24 protein-coding genes are annotated in these 25530 nt (G+C 71.8%); 13 read left to right on the top strand and 11 right to left on the bottom strand.

What is annotated here, in order from left to right; all coding sequences use genetic code 11:
• Positions 1 to 112 precede the first annotated feature (112 nt).
• Positions 113 to 1288, bottom strand: a complete 1176-nt coding sequence (locus IF55_RS14875; protein WP_063763966.1) for a glycosyltransferase family 2 protein — start codon at positions 1286 to 1288, stop codon at positions 113 to 115.
• Between the two features lie 414 nt (positions 1289 to 1702).
• The gene (locus IF55_RS37170) at positions 1703 to 3067 is read right to left on the bottom strand and encodes an MFS transporter (RefSeq protein WP_048831985.1); all 1365 of its coding nucleotides are present in this window, start codon (positions 3065 to 3067) and stop codon (positions 1703 to 1705) included.
• A gap of 406 nt (positions 3068 to 3473) precedes the next feature.
• Between IF55_RS37170 and IF55_RS14865 the strand changes: the two genes are divergently transcribed.
• Entirely contained in the window at positions 3474 to 4118 is a 645-nt protein-coding gene (locus tag IF55_RS14865) for an HAD family hydrolase (RefSeq protein WP_030885776.1), read from the top strand.
• A gap of 180 nt (positions 4119 to 4298) precedes the next feature.
• On the opposite strand, the gene IF55_RS14860 is transcribed toward IF55_RS14865, so the two are convergent.
• Both IF55_RS14860 and IF55_RS14855 read right to left on the bottom strand, forming a co-directional pair.
• Positions 4299 to 5237, bottom strand: a complete 939-nt coding sequence (locus tag IF55_RS14860; protein ID WP_048831984.1) for an alpha/beta fold hydrolase — start codon at positions 5235 to 5237, stop codon at positions 4299 to 4301.
• Positions 5238 to 5424: 187 nt separating this feature from the next.
• Positions 5425 to 6156, bottom strand: coding sequence for a TetR/AcrR family transcriptional regulator (locus tag IF55_RS14855; protein WP_048831983.1), 732 nt, complete (start codon positions 6154 to 6156; stop codon positions 5425 to 5427).
• A 220-nt stretch (positions 6157 to 6376) separates the two neighbouring features.
• Here IF55_RS14855 and IF55_RS14850 point away from each other — a divergent pair, with 220 nt between their 5' ends.
• The 3 genes from IF55_RS14850 (at position 6377) to IF55_RS14835 (ending at position 10424) form a co-directional block, all read left to right on the top strand.
• Positions 6377 to 7984 (top strand): glycosyltransferase 87 family protein, encoded by a 1608-nt coding sequence (locus IF55_RS14850; protein WP_245661202.1) that lies wholly within the window; start codon positions 6377 to 6379, stop codon positions 7982 to 7984.
• A 184-nt stretch (positions 7985 to 8168) separates the two neighbouring features.
• Positions 8169 to 8897 carry a ferredoxin reductase domain-containing protein gene (locus IF55_RS38540; RefSeq protein ID WP_030885766.1) on the top strand — a complete coding sequence of 243 codons (729 nt, stop codon included), beginning with the start codon at positions 8169 to 8171 and terminating at the stop codon, positions 8895 to 8897.
• A gap of 522 nt (positions 8898 to 9419) precedes the next feature.
• Positions 9420 to 10424, top strand: a complete 1005-nt coding sequence (locus IF55_RS14835) for a hypothetical protein (RefSeq protein ID WP_030885759.1) — start codon at positions 9420 to 9422, stop codon at positions 10422 to 10424.
• Between the two features lie 279 nt (positions 10425 to 10703).
• On the opposite strand, the gene IF55_RS14825 is transcribed toward IF55_RS14835, so the two are convergent.
• Complete coding sequence (locus tag IF55_RS14825; RefSeq protein WP_030885752.1) at positions 10704 to 11615, bottom strand: SDR family oxidoreductase; 912 nt, start codon at positions 11613 to 11615, stop codon at positions 10704 to 10706.
• Between the two features lie 99 nt (positions 11616 to 11714).
• Positions 11715 to 12194, bottom strand: coding sequence for a Clp protease/crotonase-like domain-containing protein (locus tag IF55_RS14820; RefSeq protein WP_030885749.1), 480 nt, complete (start codon positions 12192 to 12194; stop codon positions 11715 to 11717).
• A 212-nt stretch (positions 12195 to 12406) separates the two neighbouring features.
• On the opposite strand from IF55_RS14820, the gene IF55_RS14815 reads away from it, so the two are divergent.
• From IF55_RS14815 to IF55_RS14785, 7 genes are all read left to right on the top strand, one after another.
• Entirely contained in the window at positions 12407 to 12997 is a 591-nt protein-coding gene (locus IF55_RS14815; protein WP_030885746.1) for a TetR family transcriptional regulator, read from the top strand.
• 2184 nt (positions 12998 to 15181) lie between these two features.
• On the top strand, positions 15182 to 16120 hold the full coding sequence (locus IF55_RS14810) for an alpha/beta hydrolase (RefSeq protein WP_030885743.1): 939 nt from the start codon (positions 15182 to 15184) through the stop codon (positions 16118 to 16120).
• A gap of 630 nt (positions 16121 to 16750) precedes the next feature.
• Positions 16751 to 17542: an MBL fold metallo-hydrolase gene (locus tag IF55_RS14805; protein ID WP_157854434.1), complete on the top strand. Its 792-nt coding sequence runs from the start codon at positions 16751 to 16753 to the stop codon at positions 17540 to 17542.
• A 30-nt stretch (positions 17543 to 17572) separates the two neighbouring features.
• Positions 17573 to 18193 (top strand): TetR/AcrR family transcriptional regulator, encoded by a 621-nt coding sequence (locus IF55_RS14800; RefSeq protein ID WP_048831981.1) that lies wholly within the window; start codon positions 17573 to 17575, stop codon positions 18191 to 18193.
• A gap of 494 nt (positions 18194 to 18687) precedes the next feature.
• A complete protein-coding gene (locus tag IF55_RS39355) occupies positions 18688 to 19389 on the top strand; it encodes a hypothetical protein (RefSeq protein WP_030885734.1) in 702 nt (233 codons plus the stop codon).
• Between the two features lie 781 nt (positions 19390 to 20170).
• Positions 20171 to 21034 carry a DUF2637 domain-containing protein gene (locus IF55_RS40060; RefSeq protein ID WP_245661201.1) on the top strand — a complete coding sequence of 288 codons (864 nt, stop codon included), beginning with the start codon at positions 20171 to 20173 and terminating at the stop codon, positions 21032 to 21034.
• A gap of 91 nt (positions 21035 to 21125) precedes the next feature.
• Positions 21126 to 21725, top strand: coding sequence for a DUF4291 domain-containing protein (locus IF55_RS14785; protein ID WP_030885728.1), 600 nt, complete (start codon positions 21126 to 21128; stop codon positions 21723 to 21725).
• A 72-nt stretch (positions 21726 to 21797) separates the two neighbouring features.
• Here the strand turns inward: IF55_RS14785 and IF55_RS40580 are convergent, their stop codons facing one another.
• The 4 genes from IF55_RS40580 to IF55_RS14770 all read right to left on the bottom strand — a co-directional run bounded on the left by IF55_RS40580 (position 21798) and on the right by IF55_RS14770 (position 23325).
• A complete protein-coding gene (locus tag IF55_RS40580) occupies positions 21798 to 21953 on the bottom strand; it encodes an alpha/beta fold hydrolase (RefSeq protein ID WP_245661200.1) in 156 nt (51 codons plus the stop codon).
• 34 nt (positions 21954 to 21987) lie between these two features.
• A complete protein-coding gene (locus IF55_RS14780; protein WP_051776183.1) occupies positions 21988 to 22395 on the bottom strand; it encodes an alpha/beta fold hydrolase in 408 nt (135 codons plus the stop codon).
• Positions 22396 to 22502: 107 nt separating this feature from the next.
• A complete protein-coding gene (locus tag IF55_RS14775) occupies positions 22503 to 22796 on the bottom strand; it encodes a hypothetical protein (protein ID WP_157854432.1) in 294 nt (97 codons plus the stop codon).
• A gap of 52 nt (positions 22797 to 22848) precedes the next feature.
• A complete protein-coding gene (locus tag IF55_RS14770) occupies positions 22849 to 23325 on the bottom strand; it encodes an ATP-binding protein (protein ID WP_106980393.1) in 477 nt (158 codons plus the stop codon).
• 209 nt (positions 23326 to 23534) lie between these two features.
• On the opposite strand from IF55_RS14770, the gene IF55_RS14765 reads away from it, so the two are divergent.
• Together IF55_RS14765 and IF55_RS14760 are read left to right on the top strand one after the other, a co-directional pair.
• Entirely contained in the window at positions 23535 to 24398 is an 864-nt protein-coding gene (locus IF55_RS14765; protein WP_030885717.1) for a helix-turn-helix domain-containing protein, read from the top strand.
• Positions 24399 to 24415: 17 nt separating this feature from the next.
• A complete protein-coding gene (locus IF55_RS14760; RefSeq protein WP_030885714.1) occupies positions 24416 to 24610 on the top strand; it encodes a DUF397 domain-containing protein in 195 nt (64 codons plus the stop codon).
• Positions 24611 to 24894: 284 nt separating this feature from the next.
• Here IF55_RS14760 and IF55_RS14755 read toward each other — a convergent pair whose 3' ends face one another.
• Complete coding sequence (locus IF55_RS14755) at positions 24895 to 25431, bottom strand: nuclear transport factor 2 family protein (protein ID WP_078644439.1); 537 nt, start codon at positions 25429 to 25431, stop codon at positions 24895 to 24897.
• Positions 25432 to 25530: the final 99 nt, after the last annotated feature.

The following is a 25530-nucleotide window of genomic DNA, read 5'->3' as shown; positions in this document are numbered from 1 at the left end:
CCGGCTGCCGTTGTCCGGCTGTTCGTCGGTTTCTCCGTCGGCTCCTCTCCGGCTACTGGTCGTCCCCTGTGTCAACTCCCGCCCGGCTACTCGTCGGCCGTTCCATAGGCCCCTATCCGGCTATTCGACGGATTTCTTCGTCCTTCACCTGGGTCGGCATGTCGGTGTCGCCCTTCTCCTGGGTCGGCTTGTCGGTGTCGCCCTTCTCCTGGGTCGGCTTGTCGGTGTCGTGCGTCGCGCGGGCGGCGGCATTGGCCATCGGAGGCCGTTCGTGCATGAGGTGGAGCAGGGTGTCGTCGGTTCGCAGGACGGGGCCGCGGCTCTCCAGCCGGGTGATGAAGTCGCGGTCTTCGCCGCCCCATCCGACGTAGGAGGAGTCGAATCCCCCTACCGCCCGGAAGCGTTCGGCGGAAACCACCACGCAACCGCCCGGCGGGCGACGCAGCAGATAGCCCGACAGGGTTTCGCCATAGGGGTCGCGCCCCTCGGATATGTTCTGGGTGATGCGGTCCGAGGACTGTGCGTCGAGGCTGAACGAATCGTGGAAAGGCAGGAAGGCGCTCACCCGCCGGGCCTTCTGCCGGATGCGGCGTACGAAGTCCCGGTCCACGACCATGTCCGCGTCCAGCAGACACAGGGTGGCGGCCGAATGGCGCGTCTGGCGGGCGCCGAGGTTCAGCGAAGCGGACTTGTTGAACGGCCCGGACTGCCGCTGGAATACATACTCATCCACCCACGGGCTCAAACATTCCGCATGCCGCGGGATTTCATCGCTCTCGACGAGTGTGACGAAGAAATCGGACCGCGCCCCCGACTGCGTCCGCAAGGCGCGCAGACACGCCAGGACATTCCGCAGGCGCAGATCGTCCTCCCGGGCCCGGAAGGGAATGACCACATGCAGCTTTCCGGTCGGGTGCGCGGATTCCGGCCCCGCGGGCCGCTGCGGCAGGAGCCGGTCGGCCGGCGTCGAGAAGTACACCTGCCGGATTTTCTCCTCCATGGCGGCGGCGCGCCGGACGAGGTCGTCGGGGACCGCGCCCCAGCGGACGGCCTGTTCGAGCCCCTCGCTCACGTGGTGATACGCGGCGCGGGGCGAGGTGAAGGCGGCGAGCGCGTCGCCGAGGCCGGCCAGCCGCGGATCGGCGGCGGCCAGTTCCCCGACCGCCCTGGCCGCGCTGTCGTAATACGGCAGGCTGCTGTTCCAGTAGGGCGGACAGTATTCCCTCGCGTCTTTGTCGAGACCGGCGACCGCGGCGCCTGCGAGCAGGCCGGAAAAGCCCAAGTGCATGATGAATAAGTCCTTTGCGGAAAACGACCTTTGTGGGAGGTCCTTGTGGGAGGTCCGGTCCTAGGTCCTTGTAGGGGGCCTTGTAGGGGTCCTTTGTGGGAAGGCCGCTTGCGGGAAGGCCCATTGGGTCAGATGGCGGCGGAAGGTCCTTCGCGGGATCGAGGCCCTATGCGGACAGGTTCTTTTACGGGAAGGCCCTATGCGGGCAGGTTTTTGGTGGGAGACCCTGTGCGGGTGAGGGGAGATGTGTCGGGACTGGGGCGGTCGGCTATCGGCGGTCGGCACTCGGCGACGGCAGTTGGCGGTCAGCACTCGGCGATCGGCAGTCGGAGGCCACGATCAGCGGTCAGCGGTCAGCGGTCAGCGGTCAGCACTCGGCGGTCGGCGGTCGGAACTCGACAGTCGGCTGTGCGCCTATGCCGGGGCCGGGGCCGGGGCCCTGCGGGTGACGAGCGCCTGCACGGCGCCCGACACCAGGACGCAGGCGCCCAGGGCACACCACATGCCGACGGCGTTGCCGAGCCCCCAGCCGATGACGGCCGGCCCCACGGCGTACGAGACGGTCCACGTCAGTTGGAAGACGGCCATGTACGGGCCCTCGTCCCGGTCCGGCGCCAGGGCGACGGCGGCCGCCGCGGCCGTGGGTTTGGAGGCCGCCTCGGCGACCGCCAGGAGCGCGGTGGCGGCGGCGGCCACGAACCCCTGGGCCGCGCCGGGTACGAGCGGGATGGCCAGCGTGACCAGTACGGCGGCCTCGACCACGGCGATGGCGACGAGCAGCACCCGGCCGCGCGTCCAGCCCGCCAGCCGCGCGCCGAGCGGCAGTTGTACGCACGCGATCACCGCGTACCGCGTCGCGACGACCGCCGCGGGCCAGTAGGCCGGCAGCCCCAGCTCGTGGACCAGGTAGACGGGGAAGGCGACGGTGGGGATCAGCCAGGCCACCGACAGCATGGTCTGGGAGGTCACCAGCGCCATGAACGGCATGTCGCGCAGGGCGGAGCCGAAGGTCGACCTCGACCGCGACCGCGCCGGCCGTGGTTTCTCCTGCCCGTCGGACCGGTCGGACCCTTCCGACCCTTCGGGCCCGTCGCGCCCGACGCGCCGCCCGTCAGGGCTGTCACGCGCGTCGCGCCGCTCGTCATGGCTGTCGCGCCCGACGCGCCCCTCGTACCCGTCAGGGACGCGGGTGCGCAGGACCAGGGCGCCCGCCGCGAGCGAGCTGAGACAGTTCGCGCCGAGCGCCAGCTTGAGGCCGCCCGGCCCGAGGGCCGCCAGCAGGCCGGTCGAGGCCACGGCCCCCAGGCCCAGGCACGTGGTCTTGAGGAAATTGATGAAGGAGAACCATTGCGGCAGTCGGTCCTTCGACGCGACGCGGGCCACCGCGCTCGGCCAGGCCGCCCCGTACAGGCGGTCGGCCGCCATGACGATGAATGCCGCGCCGATTACGCGTAAACCGGTGGAGGCGAAGAAATAGGAACCGTAACCGATGACGCTCAGCGCGTTGCTCAGCATCAGGCACCGCTTGGGCCCGATCAGTTGGACGAGTCGGCCGGCCGGCGGAATAACGAGGAAGGACAGCAGCGAACCCACCGTCACGGCGGTGCCGGCGGCCGCCGCCGACATGTGCTGCACATTCAGGAAGAACAGCAGGGAAAGCGGCAGGAACACGCCGGTACCGACGGTGTCGAGTGCGACGGAGTACAGCAGAGTCCGCTGTTTCGGATCCGTCCGGAGCCCGCTTCGCCCCGCTGCCGTACGCCGAAAGGATTCCCCCACACGCACGTCGATGACTCCTCCAATGCCCCCGTGTGCCCCGCATTGCACGCTTCAAATTGGGTGAATTGAAGGTGAATGTGGAGCGAACTTGGAATGAACCGTCGTCAAACCATAGGTCCAGACCAGTAACAGTCGCAATGACTCTCCGGAGGCTGGCCGAAACTAGACGCATCTTCGGGCGCGACGCACACGGGGCAAACCCGCCCAACGATCGCGTATGCCCGCCGCCCGGAGGACGGAGCCCCCGCCGGACAGCCGAACGCGCCGAACGCAAGAGCGCGAACGAGCAAGAAACGCTCAGGGGTGGAGGCGTGGGCGAAGGGATGAGCGGGAGGGCTGAGCAAGCGGGCGAGCGGGCGGAAGAGTGCATCGGAAGCATGAGCGCGTGCGCGCGAGAATGAGCGCCATGAATCTGCGCAATGTCGTATGGGACATGGACGGCACCCTGCTGAATTCCAGCCGGGTGGTGCCGGAGGCATTCGTACGGGCCGTGGCCGAACTCGCCGGGCCGCCCGTGGCCGCCGAGGACGTCGTGAACGCGTACTGGCGGGGCACTCCCGAAGTCATCCTGGCTTTCCTGATGCAGCGTCAACTAGAGCCGCTGGAAAGCGAGTCGTATTACCGCGCCCTCGACGGGGCGGAGGTGGCCCCGTACCCGGGCGTGGCGGAGACCCTGGCCGCCCTGCGCCGCCGGAACCTGCCCATCACGGTGTTCACCGGCGCCAGCACGCGCGCGGCCGAACTGCTGCTCCGCTCGGCGGGGCTCACTGCCGACCTCGTCATCGGCGGCGACAGCGTGGACCGCCCCAAACCCGCCGCCGACGGCATGCTGCTGGCGGCCCGACGACTGGGTACGCCCGCGGAACACCTGGCGCTCGTCGGCGACTCCCCGCTCGACCTCCAGGCCGCCAAGGCCGCGGGCAGCCACAGCGCCTCAGCCGCCTGGGGCCACATGTACGACCCTGCCGAACCAGCGGATTCGATCCTCCATACGCCGGATGACGTGCTGGAACTCCTGGCGACGCGCACCCCGCGTACCTCCACCCCGTGAAGCGTCGCGCAAGCCGGGCGGGGCGGGCGCGGCCGGCTCGGAAGGACGAGAATTCCACCAGTCGAGCCGCCTGCGAGCGGGGCCGCGCACTCCCGGACGTACGCCGAGGGATGTCGCTGTTCGCGCCTCAGCGGCGGCGCCGCCGAGCCCCCACCTGGCGGCACGAGGCCGGCTTCGGCCTCACAGCGCGCCGGAGCCGGAGTCGGAGTCCGAGTGCGCGAGAAAGGGGTCGAGGAGGGCGGAGAGGGCCTCGGGCGCCTCGCGGACGGGCGCGTGCCCGACGCCCGGGATGAGTTCGAACCGCGCGTGCGGGAACCCCGCCGCGTAGGCGCGGCCGAACTCGGGGGTGACCACCGTGTCGTCGCCGCCCCACACCACCAGCACCGGACAGGTGACGGCGGAAAGGCGGGGCAGCAGGTCGGGGTCCCCCATGTCCGGGCCGGCGTAGACCCACATGGCGGCCATCGCCCCGCCCATCGCCCCGACGGGCGGTCCACCGCCCTCCGGACCGCCGGTCTCCGGACCGCCGCTCTCCGGACCGCCGCGCTCCGGACCGCCGCGCTCCGGACCGCCGCGCTCCGACCCACCGCTCTCCGACCCACCGCTCTCCGGACCATCGCGCTCGGGCCCACCGGCGGGTGCCTCGGAGCCCGGGGCCGGTGGCCCGCCGGGCACGGTGACCTGTTGCCCCGGCACCACCGGGCCGACGGCGTCCACGAGGACGAGCCGCGATATGCGGCCTTCACGGTCGTCCACGGCCGCCTGGGCGGCGACCCAGCCGCCGAAGGACGTGCCGATCACGGTCGCGTCCCGTACCTCCAGCCGGGCGAGCAGGTCCAGATAGGCCGCGGCGAGAGCCCGTACGGAGTCCAGGCTGTCAGGGCGTACGGTGCCGTCCCAGCCCGGGTGGGTGGGGGCCAGCACCCGATGATCCCGTGCGAGGTGATCGACCAGAGGGGCGACGCCGCCGGGACCGGGACCGCCGTGCAGTACGAGGACCGCGCCGCCCTCTCCCGCCTCACCCACCTCACCCGCCTCGCGCAGTTCGACGCCCAGGCCGGGCCCGAGCGGGACGGTGCGCCGACGGTACGGGGGCAGGGACGAGTTCGGCGAGGACATGGCTTTCCTCCTGCATGGCGGCTGGCACCGAGGCGGTGCCACTGGAGCCTAACGAACGCGTTCGTAGCAAACAAGTTCGCGGGGAGGGTGCCTCGTACGGGCCGGTGGGCGCCGCTTACGGGTTCGGGGGCCGTACCGGTCGACTCACCGGGCGGGCCGACTCACCGGATGGGCCGGCTGTACCGGATCAGTCGGCTCGCGCGCCCGACCCCGACTCCGAGGCCGAGTCCGGCACGGGGGTGCTCGTGATGCCGTTGACGAGCACGTCGAAGCTCCAGCGCATCCGCTGCTCGGGCGTGCCGCTGGTCAGATGCTGACGGTGCGCGGTGATCGCCGGATGCGTGGCCTCGTCCGTACGGTGCAGGGCGCTGACGCTGGCGTTCCAGTCGGCCGGGAAGTCGGGGTCGTGCTGCTGCGTCGCGTGCTCGGCGGCGGTGGCCGTCGCGTCCTGGAGGAGCTTGTCCACCCCCCAGGCGGCCTGAGCGCGATCGGCGCCGCCGCGCGAGAGGAGGTCGAGGATGCGCTCCACCAGCCGCAGGTAGTTCTCACCGCTCGGCCGGGCGACGAGCGCCGACCGGGCGAGCTGCGGGTGCTCGAACAGCACCAGGATGTAGGAGGCCATGACGGCGCGGAGCTGGCCGCGCCAGTCCTCGCCGGCGTCCCGGCCGGTCAGGTCGACCTCCCCGAGCAGGGACTCCAGGACGGCCGCGTGCAGCTCGGCGGTGTTGGCGACGTACACATAGAGCGAGGCCGGGCCGGTGTCCAGCTCCTGCGCCAGGCGGCGCATCGTGACCTTCTCCAGCCCCTCGGCCCGCATGATCCGTACGGCCGTGGCCACGATGCCGCTCCGGGACAGGGCGGGCTTGGCCGGGCGCTCCCGGCGGCTGATCGGCTCTTTTCGCACACTCACGGCGTTCATCGTAGCGAGCACGTTCGCGAGGCGACATGCGCCCCAATAGCGGGCCCCGCCACGCCGGTCCGGCCGGTCAGGGGCCCCTCCCCCTGCCCGGGGACGCCCCCGTCCTATCGCTCTCGGCTGACGGTGTGTGACATGCCACCGATGGCGTAAATAGGCGACCTGGACCCTTTGTCCCGTCACTCTGATCGCGTTGATCACGGTGGTGTCAGGAGACCCGTAGGTGAACCGAGCGCGTGAGTGGCTGTTCGAGCGGTTTCGCCTACGGGTCCCGGACCACCGAAGCGTGGGCCAGGCCGGAGGTCGGGGTGGCGGTCGAGGTGACGGGCGGGGTGGCGGTCGGGGTGACGGTCGAATCCGAGGTCGAAGCCGGGCCCGGTTCGCACTGGCCGCGAACGGGCTCGTAACCGCGGGCCGTAAGACCGCGGCGTGGGCGGCCAAGCGTCCGGGCTGGTGCCTGGCCGCCTCGATCGGCCTGCACGCCCTGGCCGTCAGCGTCTCGTCCGCCGCACCCGCCGACCTGCGGGTCTACTTCGACGCCTCGCCGCGGGTCCTCTCGGGCGGGCTGTACGACTACCGGCTGCATATCGGCCCGCCCATTCCCGTCCTGCCGTTCACCTACCCGCCGTTCGCCGCCCTCGCGTTCCTGCCGCTGTCGCGTCTGCCCTGGCCGGCGGCGGTCTGGCTGTGGCAGGCGGTCTCGGTGGCCGCGTTGTTCGCCATCTGCCTCTGCGCGCTGCGCCTCCTGGGCCCCGCCGCTTCCGGTACCTCCGCTGCTTCCTCCGCTGCTTCCTCCTCCGCCAGTACTCCCGACGCTCCCCGCGCTCCCGACCCTCCCGGCACTTACACCACTTTCGGCGTCCCCGTCACCCCCGACGCTCCCGGCGGCGCCGTGCCGCGCGGAACCTCCCGCAGCGCGTCCTCCGCCCCCGCCCTGTCCCGCGCCCCGTCCCCCACCTTGTCCCGCGCCATGCTCTGGACCGCCGCCGGTCTATGGCTCGAACCGGTCCGGCACACGCTCGACCAGGGCCAGGTCAACCTGCTGCTGGGCGCGGTGGTCCTGGGGGCGCTGGCGGCCCTGCGTACGGCGGCGGGCCGAGGCGCGGCGGTCGGGCTGGCCGCCGCGGTCAAACTCACCCCGGCCTTCGGCGGGCTGTACTTCCTGGCGACCCGGCAGTGGCGGGCGGCGGTGTGGGCCATGGCCGCCGCGGTGGCGGCCACCGCGGCGGCCTGGCGGATCGCGCCGCGCGAGTCGGCGGAGTACTGGACCACCCTGGTGTCCGACACCCGCCGCATCGGCCCCCTGTGGTCCGTACGCAACCAGTCCCTGCGCGGCGCCCTCAGCAGGTTCCTCGGCCACGATGCCGCCGGCTCCCTCGTCTGGTGGCCCGTACTCGCCCTGGTGACCGCCCTCGCCGCGTACGCCCTGCTGCGGGCGGCCAGGCGCCGCGACTTCCTCGGCATTCTGATCACGGCAGAGCTGTACGGGCTTCTCCTGTCCCCCATCTCCTGGAGCCACCACTGGATCTGGTGCCTGCCCGCCATGATCTGGCTCGTCCACGGTGCCGGGCGGCACCGGCCGTTCAGTCGCGTCGTGCTCGCGGCGTGGCTCCTCGCGTCGGCCACGCGCCTCGTACCGCTGCTGATCCGCTGGGAGGACGGGCTGCACGCGCGTCCTTACCCGGGGGCGATGGCCTGGCCCGGCGCCGCGTACGCCGTCTGCGCCCTGCTGAGTCTCGTGGCCGTCAGCACCAGCCCGGCGCCGGTCGCCGACCCCGGTCGCGACCGCCCCGCGCGGCCTCCCGAGACCGCTTACGGCACCGCTACGTAGGCGGGCTCGCCCGCCTTCCAGGCGTCATCCTGCCCGGCGGGCGTCGGCATCGGCACCGTCGTCACACTACACCGAGCAGTTTCCCAACCTGTACTGCACGGTGTAGTTTCTACTTCGTGATCGCGGGAGCGGTCCCGGACAGAGCGCCCGCGCCACCGCCCCCGTCGTGAGGAGAGGAACCGCCGTGCCTCAAGCACCCGCCTTCGTGGGCGACCTCGCCACCTCCCTCCTGGGGCGTCGGACCGACGTACTCGACGTACGCGAACCCGCCCCCGGCTTCCTGGAGTTGGAGCTGCGCGCCGAGGCCCCCTCCGGGGGCTGGCAGCGCGGCCACGAGGTCCAGTTCCGCATCACCCCCTCCCTCACGCGCCGCTACACGGTGCGGACGGTGGGCGGCCCGGAGAGCGAGCACATCAGCATCCTCGCCGCCACCGAGGCCGCCGGGCCCGGGACCGCCTGGCTGCGGAGCCTGCGCGTCGGCGACCGGATAACGGCGCTGGCCGCACGGTACTGGCCGCTCCGCGAACACGGGACCCGCCGCCTCTACCTCGGGGACGGCTGCTCCCTCGGCACCCTCGACGCCTACGCCCAGCGCGGCGCCGCTTCCGTCGGCGCCGTCACCGTCGCCGTCGCCGTCGAGGTGCCGGCGCCGGCAGTCGCGCCACTCGCCGAGCGCTGGCCCGAGTACCGCTTCCTGCCCGCCGGGGAGGCCCCGGGAGTCGCGCTCCAGTCCTGGCTCGAACGAGCGTTGCGCGAGGGCGAGTTCAAGGGCTCGGGGCTCGACGGCGCCCTACTGCTGGGCCACGCCCAGTCCATCCAGCGCCAACGCCGCGCCCTCACCGACAGCCAAGCCCTCTCCCGCCGAGCCATCACCACCAAGCCCTACTGGTCCACCGGCAAAACGGGCCTCTGACCCCGCCGCCCCACCCCACCCGTACCGCCGCCCGACCCGCCGCCGACGCGGCGACCAGGAACGAAGCCGATCACCTCCCGCTGCGCACCGCTCCCCTCGGGGGCCCAGACGTGCTGGGTCTGCGGCCGCGTGACCGTGGCCTCGGCTCACACCGACGAGAGCGCCTGGTGCGAAAACTGCCGCAAGAAGGCACGCGCCGAGCCGTGTTCCCTCTGCGGCATCACCCGCAAGATCAGTGCCCGGGAGGAGGACGGGAGTCCGGTCTGCAACGCCTGCTGCCAGCGGAGGACTCGCAGCCTCCGGCCCCGGCACAAGTGCGTCGGCTGCGGCGAGATGCGGGCCGCCGACCGGATCGCGGAAGACGGACCGCTCTGCGGGAAGTGCAACAACCGACGGGCACCGGTAGTGCTCTGCCCGCGCTGCGGCCAGCGACGCGAGATCGGCGTCCTGAGCACCGGAATCTGCCAGGCCTGCACTCAACAGATGCGGACTCGCGAACCGTGTCACATCTGTCTCCGGAGCATGCCGGTCGCCTTCCGCGATGACCCGGGCCAGCCCTGGTGCGATGACTGCCGCCGCCGTGACGAGGCGCAACCGTGCTGCGGCTGCGGCATCACGAAGGTGGTCACCGCCATCCTGATGCCCGCGGGCCTGGTGCTCGGCCTGCCGGCAACACGCTCGTCCCGGCCCCACCTGCGGCGACTGCCGACAGAACCCGTCCATGCCAATGCCGAGCCGGGACGGCACACCGCGCCGCGTCTCGCGCTACAGCATCGCGAGTGTTCCCCGCAGCCGCTGCGGGGCGCGACGCTCGCCAGGGCCGAGCGCCGGTGGCCGGAGGGCCTGGTCCGCCTGCCCTGCGTCGACGCGGTCCCCTTCACCCACGCGGCCTGCCACCGATGCGGCCACCCGGCAGCCGTCTTCCGCCAGGAGGAAGCAGGCCCGCTCTGCCCCGAGTGCGCAGGAGCCAACTTCGCCTACCGATGCCCCACCTGCAGCGCGATGGGAAGACTGCCGCACGGTCAGCGCCCTCACTGCCGGGCCATGCAGGAACTCGCGGGGACTCTCGCCGGCCCGGACGGCCGTCGATCCGCCCAGCTCGCTCCGCTGGCCGAGGTCCTGGAGCAGTACGAGCAGCCGTACTCCCGGGTCCTCGACCTGCGACGGCCCGGCGGTCAGCTGATCCGCGCGATGCCCAGCGGTGACCTGGAATGCTCACACGAGGCCCTGGCCGCTCTGCGGCACACAGCGTCCGTCCACCACCTGCGGGCACAGCCGTTGCTCGACTACATCCGCCGCCGCAGCCGCGCTCTGGACAACGACACTCAGACTCTCGTCGACCGGTGGCTGATCGCCAACACGAGCTGCCAGAACCACGCTCGCTCGTTCCTGCTCTGGGCCGCCACCAGCCATCTCATCCCGGAGACGTGGCCATCGCCTCAGCGACCAGGACCATCGACCGATTCGAGACGGTGGGCGGCGTGTCGCCTGCGTCCGGTGGGACGGCTGCGGACGGTGCAGATGTGAAGAGGATGCCGGAGACCGTGGACGGGCTGAGCTGGCTCTGCTGGACGCGCTGACGGTGCTGGCGCAGGACCAGGTCCGCGCCGGCGGGCTGAAGCTGGTGGGTGAGGGCGGGCCGCTGCCCGCGATCACGCAGCATCTGATGCAGGCTGCGCTGGAGGCCGAGTTGAGGCCGAGTTGGAGGCCGAGTTGGAGGCCGAGTGGAGGAGCGTCTGGCGGCGGAGTCCGAGCGGGCCGGTGGGCGGGGCTCGCGGTCGGGCGGTCCACCAGCGGTGAGGGTGGTCAGGAGGCCGGCGTGGCCAGGTAGTCGCCGTGCTCCAGGTCGTCGAGCAGTGTCTGGTGGGTGGGCGACCAGCCAAGCAGTTGTTGTGTGTGAGTGCTGGTGACGGGTGCGTCGTAGGCGTAGGCGATGGCCATGAAGGGGCTGACGTAGTGGCTGGCGGCCTGGTCGGGAGTCAGCGAGGCCGTGGGGAGATCGAGGCCTCGACCGATCGTCTCCGCGATGCTCTTCATAGTGACGCCGCTTTCGGCTACACCATGGAGCACGCTGCCCGCAGGGGCCTTCTCCAGGGCCAGGCGGAACAGGGCTGCCGCGTCGAGCCGGTGGACCGCGGGCCAACGGTTGCCGCCGTCGCCGACGTAGGCCGAGACGCCGGTCTTTCGCGCGGTGGCGATGAGCATGGGCATGAAGCCGTGGTCCTGGGGGCCGTGGACGGTAGGAGCGAGGCGGACCACGCTCGCGCGTACTCCCCGGTCGGCGAAGTCCAGACAGATCCGTTCGCCCGCGATGCGGTAGGCGGCGAGCCCGGCCGGGTCGGGCTCGTCGTGCTCGGTGGTTTCCCGGCCGGCGGGCATGACCAGGGTGCCCGAGGTGATGACCAGCGGCTTGCCCGAGTGTTCCAACGGTCGGCCGAGGGCCTCGATGGCGTTGGTGTCGCGCCTCATCATGTCGTCGGGGTCGGAGAAGTCGCCGCCGTAGGCCATGTGCAGAACCGCGTCGGCGGCTTCGGCACCGGTGCGCAGACTGTCGAGGTCGTCCAGGGAGCCGCGGTGGGGTGTGGCTCCCAGTGACTTCAGCCGGGCGGCGGAGGCGTCCGAGCGTGCCAGACCGGTGACGGTGTGGCCTGCCGTGATGAGTTCGGTGACCACGGCGGGGCCGGTCTGGCCGGAACCACCAGTGACAAAAATATGCATGAAAGGGACTTTCTGTACGTGACGTACACCGGCCGCTTCAAGGACGAGGACGGCGGCGGGGGTGGCGTGCGTTGTGGATTCGATGGGGCCGCGCCTCCGCTACCAGGACAGCGATCCAGCGAAGTCCGGTGACCGGTGCTCGATAGCTGCGGTGATCGCCTCGGCGGCGTCCGGGCCGAGGAAGCTCATCGCCTCGAAGGCGATCGACGCCTCGAACGCGGGCGTCGCGGTCCGCAGCCAGTGGTTGAGTGAACGCTTGATCCAGCGGAGGGCGCGCTGGAGCCCGACTGCCACGCGGTGCGCGATGTCGAACGCGATGTCGAGCGCGGTGCCGAGCGCGATGTCGAACGCGATGTCGAACGCGATGTCTAGCGCGTCGCCGCCTTCGACCGTCCAGAACCGTTCTCCCGTGCCGGCGATAACCGCGACGCGCAGGTCGGGGTCATCTCCGAAGTCGCGCCGGATCCGACTGATCTCGGTGTGGCGTCGGCGGAGGCTTGGAGCGGGGCGCCCTCGGGCGCGGCGATCGCGATGAGCGGGATGCCGTCGTCGCGCCGCTCCGGCGTGAGTGCCTGGCACTTGGCCCAGGCGAGCACCGGACGCACATCGTCGTCGGCCATGGGTTGCCTCTCGTCGTCATTGGCTGCTGGTCGAGGTAGCTGACACCAACGACAAAACCTTCCCGTTGCGCCAGCTTCTGGCGCTACTTAGCGCCAGTCACTGACACTAAGTAGCGCCAGTGACTGGCGTCAAGTGATGCCAGTCACTGACAGATGCGGTATCCTTCAGGAATGCCGAGAAGCGGAGCAGAAGCGCGTCGCCGCTTGCAGCAGGCGGCGTTGGAGCTGTACCGGGAGCGCGGGTTCGACCAGACCACCACTGCCGAGATCGCGGCTCGGGCCGGCGTCAACGAGCGCACGTTCTTCCGGCACTTCCCCGACAAGCGGGAGGTGCTCTTCGGTGGCGAAGCCGACCTGCGCGCCGCCCTGATGCAAGAGGTCGCCGACGCACCCGATGGTCTGCAACCCCTCGACGTACTGCTGCACGCCTTCCGCAAGGCCGGACGAGTGCTTGAGGAGAACCGGCCCTTCTCCGAACCGCGACTGGAACTCATCGGCAAGACGCCCGCACTCCGAGAACGCGACCTGGCCAAAGCCGCGTTCCTCACCGAAGCCGTCGCGGAGGCACTACGCCGGCGCGACGTGCCCGACCGACTGGCCGGCCTGGCTGCTCAAACCGGTTGGGCCGCCTTTCACCACGCGGCCCAAGCCTGGATCGACGACCCCTCACAGAGCTTGGACGCGCATCTCCTCCAAGCCTTCGACGATCTGCGCGCGCTCTCCGCGAACGCCCCACCGGCACAGGTACGACCTGAAAGCTGACACACCGAACCCGCAACCACTGTCATCGCGAACGAACCGCGACAGGGACACTCTCCAAGGCCGCCGGAGCCTGCGCGAACGTCCGCCGCGCGCTGAACGTCGCCGCGTCATCAGCCAGGGAGCAAAAACAGGCTCTTGGGGTCCATCACAGGCCGTGACGAATCTCCAAGGCATTCGGCACTCCTGAATATTGCCTTCCGCCAGCAGTGCCGGCCTGGCGCCCGAGGGACCGCGAACCCGAAGCGAGGCGCCGAGGCCCAGCCGGGGGGGGCGGCCGGGCGGCCGAGCACCGGTCGGGCGGCGGCCGAGGGACGGCGAACCCGAAGCGGGGCCCCGAGGTCCGACCCGGCGAAAGCGCCGGACCAAGGCGCCGAGCCCCCGGCGGGGACCGGGGAGGGCCGACCGAGGAGTTGAGCTTGGGACCGCAGGGCAAGAGGCCCATGCCCCCGTCCACGGAAGAGTTGAGAACTCGCACCGGGGGCCGTAGAGCCGAGTCGAGAGCTGAGACTCCGAGCCGGGGATGAGGCCGACCGGGCGGCCGAGGGGTCGTGCACCCGAAGCGGGGCACCGAGGCCCCAGCCAGGGGAAGCACCAGAGCAAGGTGGTGCCGGGCCCCGGCCGGGGAGAGCGCCCGCCGGACGGCCGAAGGACCGCGACCCCGAAGCAAGCGCCGAGGCCCAGCGGGAGGTGAAGCGCCACCACACCAAGGCGCCCGACCCCGGCCGGGGAACCGAGGCCCGCCCCCCGGGGGAGCCCCGCGCCAAGGGGGTGGGCTCCGACCGGAGCACCAAGGACCCGGCAGAGGTGAAGCGCCACCACACCAAGGCGCCGGTCCCCGGCCAGGGACCGACAGCCGGCCGAGAAGCCGAACTTCGGCCCCCAGGGAAAGGGCCAAGAGCCCGAGCCGGGAGCCAAAGCTCCGGACCAGCAGACGAAGAACCGGCCAGGGCACCCAATAGCCGACACCGACCGAGTAGCCGAGCCCGGACAGAGGGGCCGCGAGCCCAAAGCAGGCGCCGAGGCCCAGCGGTAGGTGAAGCCCCGCACCCAGGGACCGGGCCCCGGCCGGGGCGCCGAGGTCCGGCCCCCGGGGGAAGCACCAGACCAAGGCACCAGAGCCCCGGCCGAGGGAGGCCGGCGGCCGGCCGAGAAGCCGAACTTTGGATCCCAGGGCAAGAGCCAAGAGCCCGAGCCGGGAGTCAAGGCTCCAGGCAAGGGGACGAAGGAGCGGCCAGGGCACCCAATAGCCGAATACCGACCGAGCAGCCCAACGCCCGGGCCGAGCGGGCGCAAACCCGAAGCAGGCACCGAGGCCCAGCGGTAGATGAAGTCCCGCGCCCAGGGAGCGGGCCCCGGCCGGGGCGCCGGTCCGGCCCCGGGGGAGCCCCACGCCAAGGGGCTGGGCTCCGACCGGGGCGCCCAGGACCCGGCCGAGGTGAAGCCCCGCACCAAGGCGCCGGGCCCCGGCCGGGGCGCCGAGGGTCCAGACGGGGGAAGCACCAGACCAAGGCACCGGAACCCCGACCGAGGGAGGCCGACGGCCGGCCGAGAAGCCGAGCTTTGGATCCCAGGGCAAGAGCCAAGAGCCCGAGCCGGGAGTCAAGGCTCCGGGCAAGGGGGCGAAGGAGCGGCCAGGGCGCCCAATAGCCGATACCGGCCGAGTAGCCGAGCCCGGACAGAGGGGCCGCGAGCCCGAAGCAGGTGCCGAGGCCCGGCGGTAGGTGAAGCTCCGCGCCAAAGGGCTGGGCCCCGACCGGGGCACCAAGGACCCGGCCGAGATGAAGCCCCGCACCAAGGCGCCGGGCCCCGGCCGGGAGGAAGCCCCAGGCCGAGGGGCTGGGCGCACCGACGGGCCGTGGGGCCAGCGGAGGCGGTCGAGATTCCGGGGGAAGGGCAAGGCCCAGCCTGGTGGCAGCGGCCCCAAGTCGGGGCCGGAACCTCCAGCCTCAGCCCCGCCCGAGGGCGGAAGCCGCCATGCGAGGAAGCGCGGCGACGCGGCACAAGCCACGCGGCGCGGCCGCACCGCCCCGCGCGCACCCCGACGACACCGCCCGGCCGCGGGCCCGGCGCCCCCTGGCCCGAAAGTTGTACATCATGGCCCTTGGGCCACTTCTGCGTCTGTCGCGGCGGGGAGAAACTGGAGTCACTTCACCGGAACTCCCCCCGAAAGGTGGCAAATCAGCCATGTCCGTTCCCCCCGTCGACGCCGAGATCCAGACCCTCCTCGCCACCGCCGACACCGGCGTCTTCCCCGTCTACGGCCTGGACGAGGTCATCGCCGACCCGCAGCGGTACGCGGCGCTGCGGGAGCTGCCCGCGACGCCAGCCGATGATCGTGTGAAGGTCGAGGACCTGTTCATCCCGGGTCCCGGCGGGAAGCTGCGGCTGCGGGTCTACCGGCCGGTCACGGAGGCGACCCTGCCGGTGATCCTCTACACGCACGGCGGCGCGTTCACGTACGGCTCCCCCGAGGCCGAGGAGGGCCGTTCGCTGCGGTACGCGGCCGAGGCCGAGGCCGTCGTGGTCTCCGTCGACTACCGCATGGCCCCCGAGCACCCCTTCCCCGCCGCGGCCGACGACGCGTACGCGGCCCTGGTCTGGGTCGCCGAGCACGCGGCCGAGATCGGCGGCGACCCCGAGCGCATCGCCGTCGCGGGCGGCAGCGCGGGCGGGAACATCGCGGCCACCACCGCGCTGCGCGCCCGCGATCTGGCCGGCCCGAAGGTGGTCTTCCAGGCGCTGACCTACCCGGGCCTGGACGCCAACCTGGCCAGCGACTCCGCGCGGGAGTTCACCGCCACCCCGGTCCTCAACCGGGCCGCGATGGAGATCGGCTGGACGTACTACGCGCCCGAGACCCCCTCCACCCCGTACGCCTCCCCGCTGCACGCCGACGACTTCGCCGGACTGCCCCCGGCCTACGTCGCCGTGGCGGAGGTCGACCCGCTGCGCGACGAGGGCCGCGCCTACGCCGAGCGCCTGAGCGCCGCCGGCGTCACCACTGAACTGGTCCAGGTCCCCGGCGCCGTACACGGCTACGACCTGCTGTTCCCGCAGGCCAAGGTCAGCGAGCGCAGCCTCGCCGACCAGGTGCGGGCCCTGCGCGACGCCCTCCACGCCTGACGAGCGGCCGAGCGGCCGAGCGATCGAGCGGCCGAGTAGGCCGGGGCACGCCCTGACGGGTACGCCCCGGCCCCGGGCCACCGCCTCAGCCGGGCCTCCGCCGCTACGGGGCCCCGCCGCCGGACCTCCGCCGCCTCCAGGCCACCCCCGTCCCCGGTCCACCGCCTCAGCCGGGCCTCCACCACGGACCTCCGCCGCCGGACCCCGAGGCCGGGCCTCTGCCGCTACGGAGCCCCCGCCGCCGGACCTCCGCCGCCTCCAGGCCCCCCCGGCCCCGGGCAGCCGCCTCAGCCGGACCTCCGCCGCCGGACCCCGAGGCCGGGCCTCCGCCGCTACGGGGCCCCCGCCGCCGGACCTCCGCCGCCTCCAGGCTGCCCCCGTCCCCGGGCCACCGCCTCAGTCGAGCCTCCGCCGCCCCCGTCCCCGGACCACCGCCTCAGTCGAGCCTCCGCCGCCCCCCACGCCGGGCCTCCACCCTGACCCAGAACCACCGTTCTGCTAGGGTCAGAATGACCGTTCTAAGAACGGCCATTCTAGAAGCCCCCCGGCTTCCGGCATGCCCGCAAGGCCGCAAGGGCCCAAGGCCGCAAGGCCCCAAGCCCGCCTCGGGCACAAGCGAAGGAGTTGACTGTGCGACTGCGACGTATGGGATGGGCCGGCGTCGAGCTCGAACACGACGGCCAGACACTGATCATCGACCTCATCGAGGACGCGTCCCCGCTGTTCTCGAAGGAGAAGTTCCCCGCGGCGTCCCGTCCGGGCGAGGCGGTGGCGGCGCTGGTGACGCACCTGCACACGGACCACGCCGACCCGGTGGCGATCCAGAAGGCGCTGGCTCCCGGAGCGCCCATATACCGGCCCGAGCCGTTCCCCGGCACGGGGGACGACCTGGCGTGGACCTGCGAGGCCGAGGACCTGTTCCGCGAGCACGGCATCGCGACGGAGATCGTGCGGCCGTGGGAGGAACGGACCGTGGGCCCGTTCCGCGTCGCCGCCGGCCCCGCCATCGACGGGCTGGGCGACCCGCAGATCTGCTGGATCGTCGAGTGCGACGGCGTCCGCGTGTTCCACGGCGGGGACACCATCTTCCACGGCTTCTGGTGGGCGATCGCCCACCGGTTCGGACCGGTGGACATCGCGTTCGTGCCCATCAACGGCGCGATCGTCGAACTCCCCCACCTCCAGCCGCCGAGCCCCTTCAACGCCGCGATGCTCCCGGAGGAGGCGGCGGTCGCGGCGCACATCCTGGGCGCCCACACCGCGGTCCCCATCCACTACGGCACGCTGCACAAGCCCCCGATCTACATCGAGACCCCGCGGGCCGTCGAACGCTTCGAGGAGCGCGCGACGGAACTCGGCATGACCCCGCTGGTCAGGACCCCGGGCGAGTGGTTCGCGCCGCAGCCCGCGCCGGTACACTAGAACCAGCGTTCTAGTACAGGAGGGCCCGAGGTGAAGGTGGACGACGACGAGGCGCGCACGCGCGTGCTGGAGACCGCCGAAGGGCTCTTCTACGAGCGCGGAATCCACGCGGTGGGCATGGCCGAGGTACGGGACGGCGCCGAGGTGTCGCTGGCGCGGCTCTACAAGCTCTATCCGTCCAAACACCACCTCGCCGCCGCCTATCTGCAGTCCCACGGCCTGCGGCTCCGTAAGCGGCTCGCCGCGTCCGTCGAACGGGCCGCGGCGGCCGCAGTGCCTACGGCGGGTTCGCGGGTCCGCCTGCTCGCGGCGTTCGACAGCCTCCGGGAAACCATCGACGAACCGGGGTTCCGGGGCTGCGCCTTCGTCAACGCGTGGGCGGAACTCGGCGGGCCCGGAGCCGACCCCCTCGTGGCCGACGCCGTGCGCGAGCACAAGGCGCTGTTCCGCGAGTACCTGGTCGGGCTCGCCGAGGACTACGACGACCCGCGCGCCGTAGCCGAACGCGTGCACGTACTGATGGAAGGGGCCATGGTGACGTCCGCCCTCCTCGGCCCCCGCGCCGCCGACCAGACCCGCGACGCCGTGGCGGCCGTACTCGCCGCGGCCGACGGGGCGGGAAGCGTCACGTCTGAACGCGGTGAGGTCTGAACACGCGAGGTCTGAACACGCGAGGTCTGAACGCGTGAGGCGTAAGGCGTGAACCGCTCGGGCGGGACCACCCCCTGAGGGGTGAGACGCAAGGCATGAGAACAGGCCGGCGGTCGCACCCCCGTCTTCGGCGGCCGCCGGCCTATTATGTGTCCGAAAACGTCCCATTCACTGAGGGAAATTCCCCCGGAAGACGTACGGAACTCCGCCCAGAAACCCGTACGGAAACCGCCCGGAAGCCTGTACGCGCACCCGTACGCAAACCCGTACGGAAACCTGTCGACGGGGAGCCGAACGGCCGCCCCGCCCACCCGTCACATGATCCTCGCGGTGCGGCCATAATCATGAATACGCCCGCCGACGCGCCCGGCTATTCGGCGGAATTACCCATCCGACGGCCTCGCCGCGCCGAAGCAAGCGTGCCCGCGTTTGCGCTGATTCGTTGACGCAGGTATGACCATTCGCACGAAGCTCCGATTGAGGAGTGAGTTCCCGTGGCCGTGAGCTGGGCGAAACGCATCGCAGTCACCGAGCCCGCGCCGAAGATCGTCCGCTACGCCCGGTACCTCGCGCCCCATTGGCAGGGGCTGCTCCGCATCGACAGCGAGAACGGGATCGGTCTGGTCCCGGCCGCCGTGTTCTTCGGCGCGGTCGCGGCGCTGGTCTTCGGCGCGGGCGGCGGAGGCGCGGCCCTCCTCGTCGACGCGGCCCTCGGCCGCCACTACCTGCCCCGCTCCTGGCCGGCCTTCGACGCCGCCGCCGCGATCGCGCTCTCCTTCTCGTACTGGCTCGTGGGCCGGTACGGGCTGCGGTTCTACGACACCGACCCGGCCTCCAACGACCTCTGGCGGATGATCACCGTCGCCAACACCGCCTGGCGCTCCCTGCCCCGTGCGCACCGCGCCGCGCAGAAGCCGCGCCTGCGCGCCGCCAACACGGCCGCCCGCATCCTGCTGGCCGACCCCGACGACGCCCGGACCCGCCAGACGCTCGCCGTACACGCGGACGCCTTGCGGCAGTTGGCCATCACCGTGCTCAGCGACGCGCGGCGCGGGAAGGCCGAGCAGGTCGAGGAGGCGGCGTCCTTCGCGATCACGGCGCGCCCCGCCGGCCCGGGCACGGCGTCCGTCGCCGACAAGGGCGCCGCGGTGCCGCAGCCGATCGAGCGGGTCATCAAAATGCGCACACAGACGTGAACGGGCGCCGAGCGCCGGCCGCGAGCCGGGACGGCATGACGGCCGCGGGCGAGCGCCACGTGAAGGCCGCGAACGAGCGCCCCGTGACCGCCGTGGAGCGGGCGCGGCCACCACCCGCCTTCACCCCGCCGCACCCTCCACCGCCACCCGCCTTCACCCCGCCACACCCTCCGCCATCACTCGCCGCCCCCCAACCCCCTGTCCCCCAAAGAAGTACAGCACTGTCTCTGAATTTTTCATTCAGGAAGTTTGATAGCCACTGGGATATTGTGAATTAAGTAGAACCATTGCTCCGAATGGCCCGTATCTAGTTCCCGATAGCCGTCGTTTCAGTGGTTATGACCGACACCGCTCACGCACCCTTCCAGCGTGTTCGACCCTTTCGACGCATGGGCAAGTGGCTGCTGAAGTTGAGCACCGCTTCCGCGACGACTGGCCGCCCCACACCGGCGTACCTGGAATGCGGAAGGGAAAGAATCCGGCTGAACCATTCCGCCGACCTTCTGGAGCGGCTGCTCGCCGAACTGGACAGCATCGAGACCACGCTGTGGGAACGGACTCCGCCCGCGGACCAGCGTCCGCCCACGCCACCGCCACCGCCATATCCGCCCCATTCGGCTACGGCTACGGCTACGGCTTCCGCTACGGCCAAGGCCGCCACCGCGACCGCGACCACAACCGCGGTCACTGCCACGGCCCCAGCGGCGGCCCCAGCGACGGCCACGGTCTGAACGCGCCGTTTCCGGTCCGCGTCCCTACTTACTCACAGCACGGAGTCACCGTGTACGACCCCAACGTCTCCCCCTTGTTCCAGCCCCCGCCCCCCGATCCGCACCGGGTCCCCGACGACCCGCACCGGGCCTCCGAGCCGAGATTCGGCCTGGGCGACGGCCCCTTCTTCAACAGCCTCTTCGCGGGCACGGCGGCGCACGAGTCCCTGGCGGACGCCTGCGACGCGATCGCGGCGACGAACGGCACGTACCTCGACGCCGAACTCGCCGACCTGCTCAGCACCGCGGAACATCCCCCCGTCGACGCCGACCTGCCGCACCAGGCCGCCCCGCACAGCCACCGCAAGAGCCACCGCCCGCCGTTCCTCCGCGACGGCGAACGCGGCCGGGAGCGCGGCCGCGAACGAAGCCGCGAACGAAGCCGGGAACGGGGACGCGAGGGGAACCGGGAGCGCGGCCGCACCTGGCGGCGGCTGCTCAGCGTCCTGTCCGTCACCCTGACCACCGTGCTCGTGGCCGCCGTCGGCATCCTCGGCGCCGCGGCCTCGTACCCCGCGCTGCACGGCCTCGCCAGCGGCGTCGCGCCGGGCGGCGTCGCGCTGCTGTGGCCCCTGCTCGTCTACGGCCCGTGGCTCGCCGCCACCCTCTCGATCCTGCGGGCCCGCGCCTACCGGCGCCGCACCACCCACTCCTGGTGCGTCCTCATCCTCTTCGCCGCCATCGCCATGGCCCTGTGCATCATCCACGCCCCCACCACCCCGGCCGGCATCATCGTGGCCGGGCTCCCACCCGTGACCGTACTGCTCTGCTTCCACCAGCTCATCCGCCAACTCGACCTCACCCCCGGCCCCACCCCCGCCACCCGTCACGCCTCCACCAGCCGCGGCGCCCACCGCCAACGCCTGTCGGGGTGAGCGCCCCCGCCCCCGCCCCCGCCCCGGCCCCTTCCCCGGCCGGCGCGTAATTCGTTGGCGTACGCCGGACGACTCGCCCAGCCTGGTCCTCGTGACAACCCCCAAGTACCAGATCCGCGCCGCGCACACGGACTCGACGGTCACCGTCTATCAGGCGTACGCGCCGGAGATCGGCCTCCCGGCGGCGCGGGAGGGCCGTTTCCCCGCGGCGTGGAAGCGCGACCGGATGACGTGGATCAAGCCGTCGTTCCTGTGGATGATGTACCGCTGCGGGTGGGGCACCAAGGAAAGCCAGGAGACGGTCGTCGCCGTCGAGATCACCCGCGAGGGTTTCGAGTGGGCGCTGGAACACGCCTGCCTGTCGCACTACGAGCGCGGCCTCCACGCCGATCGCGCGGCGTGGCAGCGCCAGTTGCGCCGAGCACCGGCACGGGTGCAGTGGGACCCCGAACGCGACCTGCGCCTTCAGCCCCTCCCCCACCGCTCGCTCCAACTCGGCCTCGCCGGAGAAGCCGCCCGCCGCTATGCCGACGAGTGGACCGTCGCCATCACCGACGTCACACCACTCGCCCGTACGGTCCACGAGCGGGTACGGGCCGGGGAACTGGAGGCCGCGCGGGAACTCCTGCCCCGCGAACGGCCCTACCCCGTACGGGACGGAGCCTTGGCACACCTGACCGGCGCCGCCTGAAGCCGTGCCCGTAGGGGTGCCGAGGACAACGCCCGTCCGGCGCGCTTCGCCGCCATAGCCCGCTGTCGGCTATCACCGCCGGAGTCGGCGTACGAAGTCCACGAGCAGATCGCAGAACGCGGCGGGCTGTTCGAGCGGCGCGAGGTGCCCGGCGGCGGGGACGACGGCGGTGTCGGCCGCGCCCAGGTCGCGGGCCAGCGCCTCGCCGCCCTCGAAGAAGTCGGGCATGTCGTGTTCGCCGGCGGCGACGAGAGCCGGGCGGTCAGCGTGCGCGGCGCCGCCGAGCCGTCGCCGAGCGGGTCCGCCGCCAAGGGCGGCTCGCCGTGGGCGAGTTGGCCGGTGAGCTGACCGCGGAGCGTACGGGCGGCGTGTGCGCGTACGTCGTCGGCGGCACCGGGCGAGGTCCACGCCTCGACGCCCGCGGCGACGGCCGCCTCCAGCCCCCGGCGGCGAGCGCCGCCCACTCCGCGTCCCAGGCCGCGAGCAGCCGCGGCGAGGTCGCCTGGTCGTGCGGCCGGTACCCGACGAGCACCACCCCCTCGACCTGCTCGGGCGCGGTCACAGCGGCCCGGAGCCCGGCCAGGGCGCCGAGGGAGTTCCCGGCCAGGACGAAGCGGTCGACGCCGAGGTGGTCGAGCGTGTCGAGTACGTCCGCCCAGGGGCGCGCCAATCGCGGCGGTCGCCGTGGCGTGGGTGCACCGCACCCACCCGGATGCGGCGCCCGCCCCCGGGGGGCCCGGGGCCCGGGGCCCGGGGTACCCTCCCATGCCCTCCCCCTCATCCGCCCCGCCCCGTGACCGCCTGCGGCGTCGGCGTCGCGCTGACGACGTACTGAGTGCCGTCGCCGTCCGAGACCTCGAAGACATACGCCCGCCCGGCCGCCAACTGGTCGAGCCCCTGCTCGTACTCGAACGAATCCATCTCCAACGCCCAGCTCGGGCCCCCCGGCCCCGCGTACCACTGGTCCGCCACATCCGTGACCCGCTTCAGTACGCACCGCATCGCCAGCCTCGGCGAGTCCACCACGGCGCAACCGAGTGAAGTGGCCCAGCCGTTGGGGTTGTACGCCACCGCCAGCACGCGAATCTCACGCCTGGGCCGGGGGTGGGCGGCACCCACCCGATCACAGCACCGCCAGCTCCGCCCAGACCGTCTTTCCGGCGGCGTCCACCGTGACGCCCCACGCGTCGGCCAACGCGCCCACCACCGCCAAGCCACGCCCGCACTCGTCGTCCTCTCGCGCCCGATTCGGCACCGGCCACCCGCCACCGCCGTCCACCGCCGCCACCAGCAATCGCCCCGGCCCCAGCGCGAACCGGACGCCGACGTCCTGGCCTGCGCCCGGCTCTTCCTCCGCCGCCCCTGCCGCTGCCGCTGCCTCCGCCTCCGCCTCTGCCTCCACGGCGTTGGCGACGAGTTCGGACAGCGACAGTTCGGCCACTGCGGCGACTTCTCCGTGGATGCTCCACTCCGCGAGTTGCCCCCGTAGCGCCGCGCGAGCCAGCCCGGCGCTCCTTCGATCCGGAGCGAGTCGGTACTCAACTTCGCGCGGACATTTGGGCGTTGCTTGCTCTGCTACTGATCGGGCGCGTGCGGACATAGCTATCCCCTCGGAGCGCAGGACGGAGCACCACGATCACCCAACCGTGACGACTGGCAACGGTGAGTGACTTGCGCGCCCAGCATGCTCTCGCACGTAAGGAGAATGCAAGCCTTGCAAAGTACGACCATGCATTAGAGGTAGGTTGAGCGGCGACGTGGTGGTCACCCACACTCACGGGTACTACCGAGACAGCGAAGGGACGCACCATGTCGGACAAGCAACAGCGCCCGCCCACGGTCCGGTTGCGTCGCCTGGCCGCGGGCATGAGCCGACTCCGGGCGGACGCCGGACTGACGCGGGAAGAGGTCGCGGCGCGGACCAGCATCAACGAGGCGACGATCTACCGCGTCGAGCACGCACGGGCTCGGCCGCAGAAGCGAACGCTCCTGGCCCTTCTGGACCTTTACGAAGCGTCCGAAGAGCAACGAGAAGATCTGCTGGCGGCCCACCGCGGAGCCAATGATCAGGGCTGGCTACGTCCGTACCACTCGGAGTTGCCCGAGGAGTACACCGCATATATCGGATTCGAGTCCGAAGCGCGCACAGTGCGCAACTACGAGTCCCTTTTCGTTCCTGGCCTGGCACAGACCGAGGCTTACGCCCGGGCGGTGATCAAGGGTGTGCTGCCGAAGGCCAGCCAGAAGGAGGTCGACCAACGGGTCCAGGCACGCATGGAGCGGCAGGTGCTGCTCACCAAGAGGCTCCCCCTGCAACTTTGGGCGATCGTGGACGAGGCCGCCATCCGCCGAGTGGTCGGTGGCCGTGCCGTCATGGGAGAACAGGCGCAGCACCTGCTCAAGCTCATGGACGCGCCGAACATCACGTTCCAAGTGATCCCTTTCGACAAGGGGGCGCACGCCGGAATGCCGGGTGGTTTTGTGCACATGGACTTTCCGGATGCCACAGATCCGGAGCTCGTCTACGTGGACACACCAGCCGGCGATCTCTTCCTGGAGTCCGAGGCGGAGATGCGCCGTTACAAGTCGATGTTCGAGCATCTTCAGGCCATCGCCTTGGCCCCGAATGAGAGTGCTGACCTGCTGGTTAAGGTTGCAGAGGCGCGAGTCTGAGGAAGCGGGTGTTTCGCATGAAGTACGACGTGTCGGAAGTGACATGGCGCACGAGCAGCTACAGCAGCGGCAACGGCCAGTGCGTGGAGGTCGGCGAGGGCGCGCGAGGGGTCGTGCCCGTACGAGACAGCAAGAGCCCCTCCGGGCCAGTTCTCGTCTTCGGGGCGGCGGCGTGGGGGCCGTTCATAGCGAGGCTGAAGGGCGACGGCTGAAGCCTTCGAAGGGCTCGGTCTTCGCGGGGTCGATGACGTACCGGACCACGCAGGTAATCATCCGCCCGAGGGCAGTGGGGCGGCCTGGGCGGTGCCGGGCCGCCGCGCGGCCGGTCGTACGGGGCGGCCGGTCGTACGGGCGTACGTGCGCCCCGGGCTCACTCACCGTCGCGGCCCGTGTCCCGGAGCGCGGAGGCGATGGCGTGGCGGGTGGCCGGGGCGAGGCGGCGAGCGAGGCCGCGGACCCGACGGTCAGAACTGCGCCGAGGCCGCGGGCCCGGCGGTCAGAACTGCGCGGGACGCCCGAGCCGCGCCGCCTCCCCGCCGGCCCGCGCCGTACCCTCGTCGAGCCGCGCCGTCCCCTCGCCGAGCCGCGCCGTCTCTCCCCCGAAGGGCAGATGTGTGACGCGGTGGCTCAGCAGCCAGGCGTCCTCGACCTTCCGGAACGTGTCCTCGTAGTGGCCCACGTTCGCGGGGAGCCTCGGCGGCACCATGCCCTCCGTATAGCCGTCGACCCGATACGTGGCGAAGTAGGAGGTGGCGGTAGCGGCCACCGGGGACACCACCGTGATCAGGATGTTCGTGGACATGCGGCGGGACAGCCGGTCCCCCGGCCGCGAACCGAAGTAGTCCCGGAGCGCCTCGCGCCCCGCCACCCGGCGGTCGCCGTACGGCCACTCCCACACCCCGTCGGGCGTGAACAGGTCCGCGACGCTGCTCGGGTCTCCCAGGTCGAGGCGGCGGACGAACTCGACGATCAGCCGCTCGCAGGCTCGCTCGGCCAAGAGACGTTCCATGGGGCCAAGTGCTTCATTCGACATCATCAATTGCTAGCAGCCCTCGGCGGGGCACCGCGACGGCATTTCCGCGAGCGTTCGCCCCCGGCGACTCGGCGGCCAAGCGGGGCCGAGCGCTGCGCG

The organism is Streptomyces varsoviensis (assembly GCF_000718635.1).
GTDB lineage: Bacteria > Actinomycetota > Actinomycetes > Streptomycetales > Streptomycetaceae > Streptomyces > Streptomyces varsoviensis.
This window is presented reverse-complemented; position numbering and strand designations above follow the sequence as displayed.

Bases quoted from the DNA above. Each gene is read 5' to 3' on its own strand.
- IF55_RS14875 (WP_063763966.1), bottom strand. From the start codon at position 1,288: ATGCACTTGGGCTTTTCCGGCCTGCTCGCAGGCGCCGCGGTCGCCGGT.
- IF55_RS14865 (WP_030885776.1), top strand. From the start codon at position 3,474: ATGAATCTGCGCAATGTCGTATGGGACATGGACGGCACCCTGCTGAAT.
- IF55_RS14860 (WP_048831984.1), bottom strand. From the start codon at position 5,237: ATGTCCTCGCCGAACTCGTCCCTGCCCCCGTACCGTCGGCGCACCGTC.
- IF55_RS14855 (WP_048831983.1), bottom strand. From the start codon at position 6,156: ATGAACGCCGTGAGTGTGCGAAAAGAGCCGATCAGCCGCCGGGAGCGC.
- IF55_RS14835 (WP_030885759.1), top strand. From the start codon at position 9,420: ATGCCGGTCGCCTTCCGCGATGACCCGGGCCAGCCCTGGTGCGATGAC.
- IF55_RS14825 (WP_030885752.1), bottom strand. From the start codon at position 11,615: ATGCATATTTTTGTCACTGGTGGTTCCGGCCAGACCGGCCCCGCCGTG.
- IF55_RS14815 (WP_030885746.1), top strand. From the start codon at position 12,407: ATGCCGAGAAGCGGAGCAGAAGCGCGTCGCCGCTTGCAGCAGGCGGCG.
- IF55_RS14810 (WP_030885743.1), top strand. From the start codon at position 15,182: ATGTCCGTTCCCCCCGTCGACGCCGAGATCCAGACCCTCCTCGCCACC.
- IF55_RS40580 (WP_245661200.1), bottom strand. From the start codon at position 21,953: ATGCCCGACTTCTTCGAGGGCGGCGAGGCGCTGGCCCGCGACCTGGGC.
- IF55_RS14770 (WP_106980393.1), bottom strand. From the start codon at position 23,325: ATGTCCGCACGCGCCCGATCAGTAGCAGAGCAAGCAACGCCCAAATGT.
- IF55_RS14765 (WP_030885717.1), top strand. From the start codon at position 23,535: ATGTCGGACAAGCAACAGCGCCCGCCCACGGTCCGGTTGCGTCGCCTG.
- IF55_RS14760 (WP_030885714.1), top strand. From the start codon at position 24,416: ATGAAGTACGACGTGTCGGAAGTGACATGGCGCACGAGCAGCTACAGC.
- IF55_RS14755 (WP_078644439.1), bottom strand. From the start codon at position 25,431: ATGTCGAATGAAGCACTTGGCCCCATGGAACGTCTCTTGGCCGAGCGA.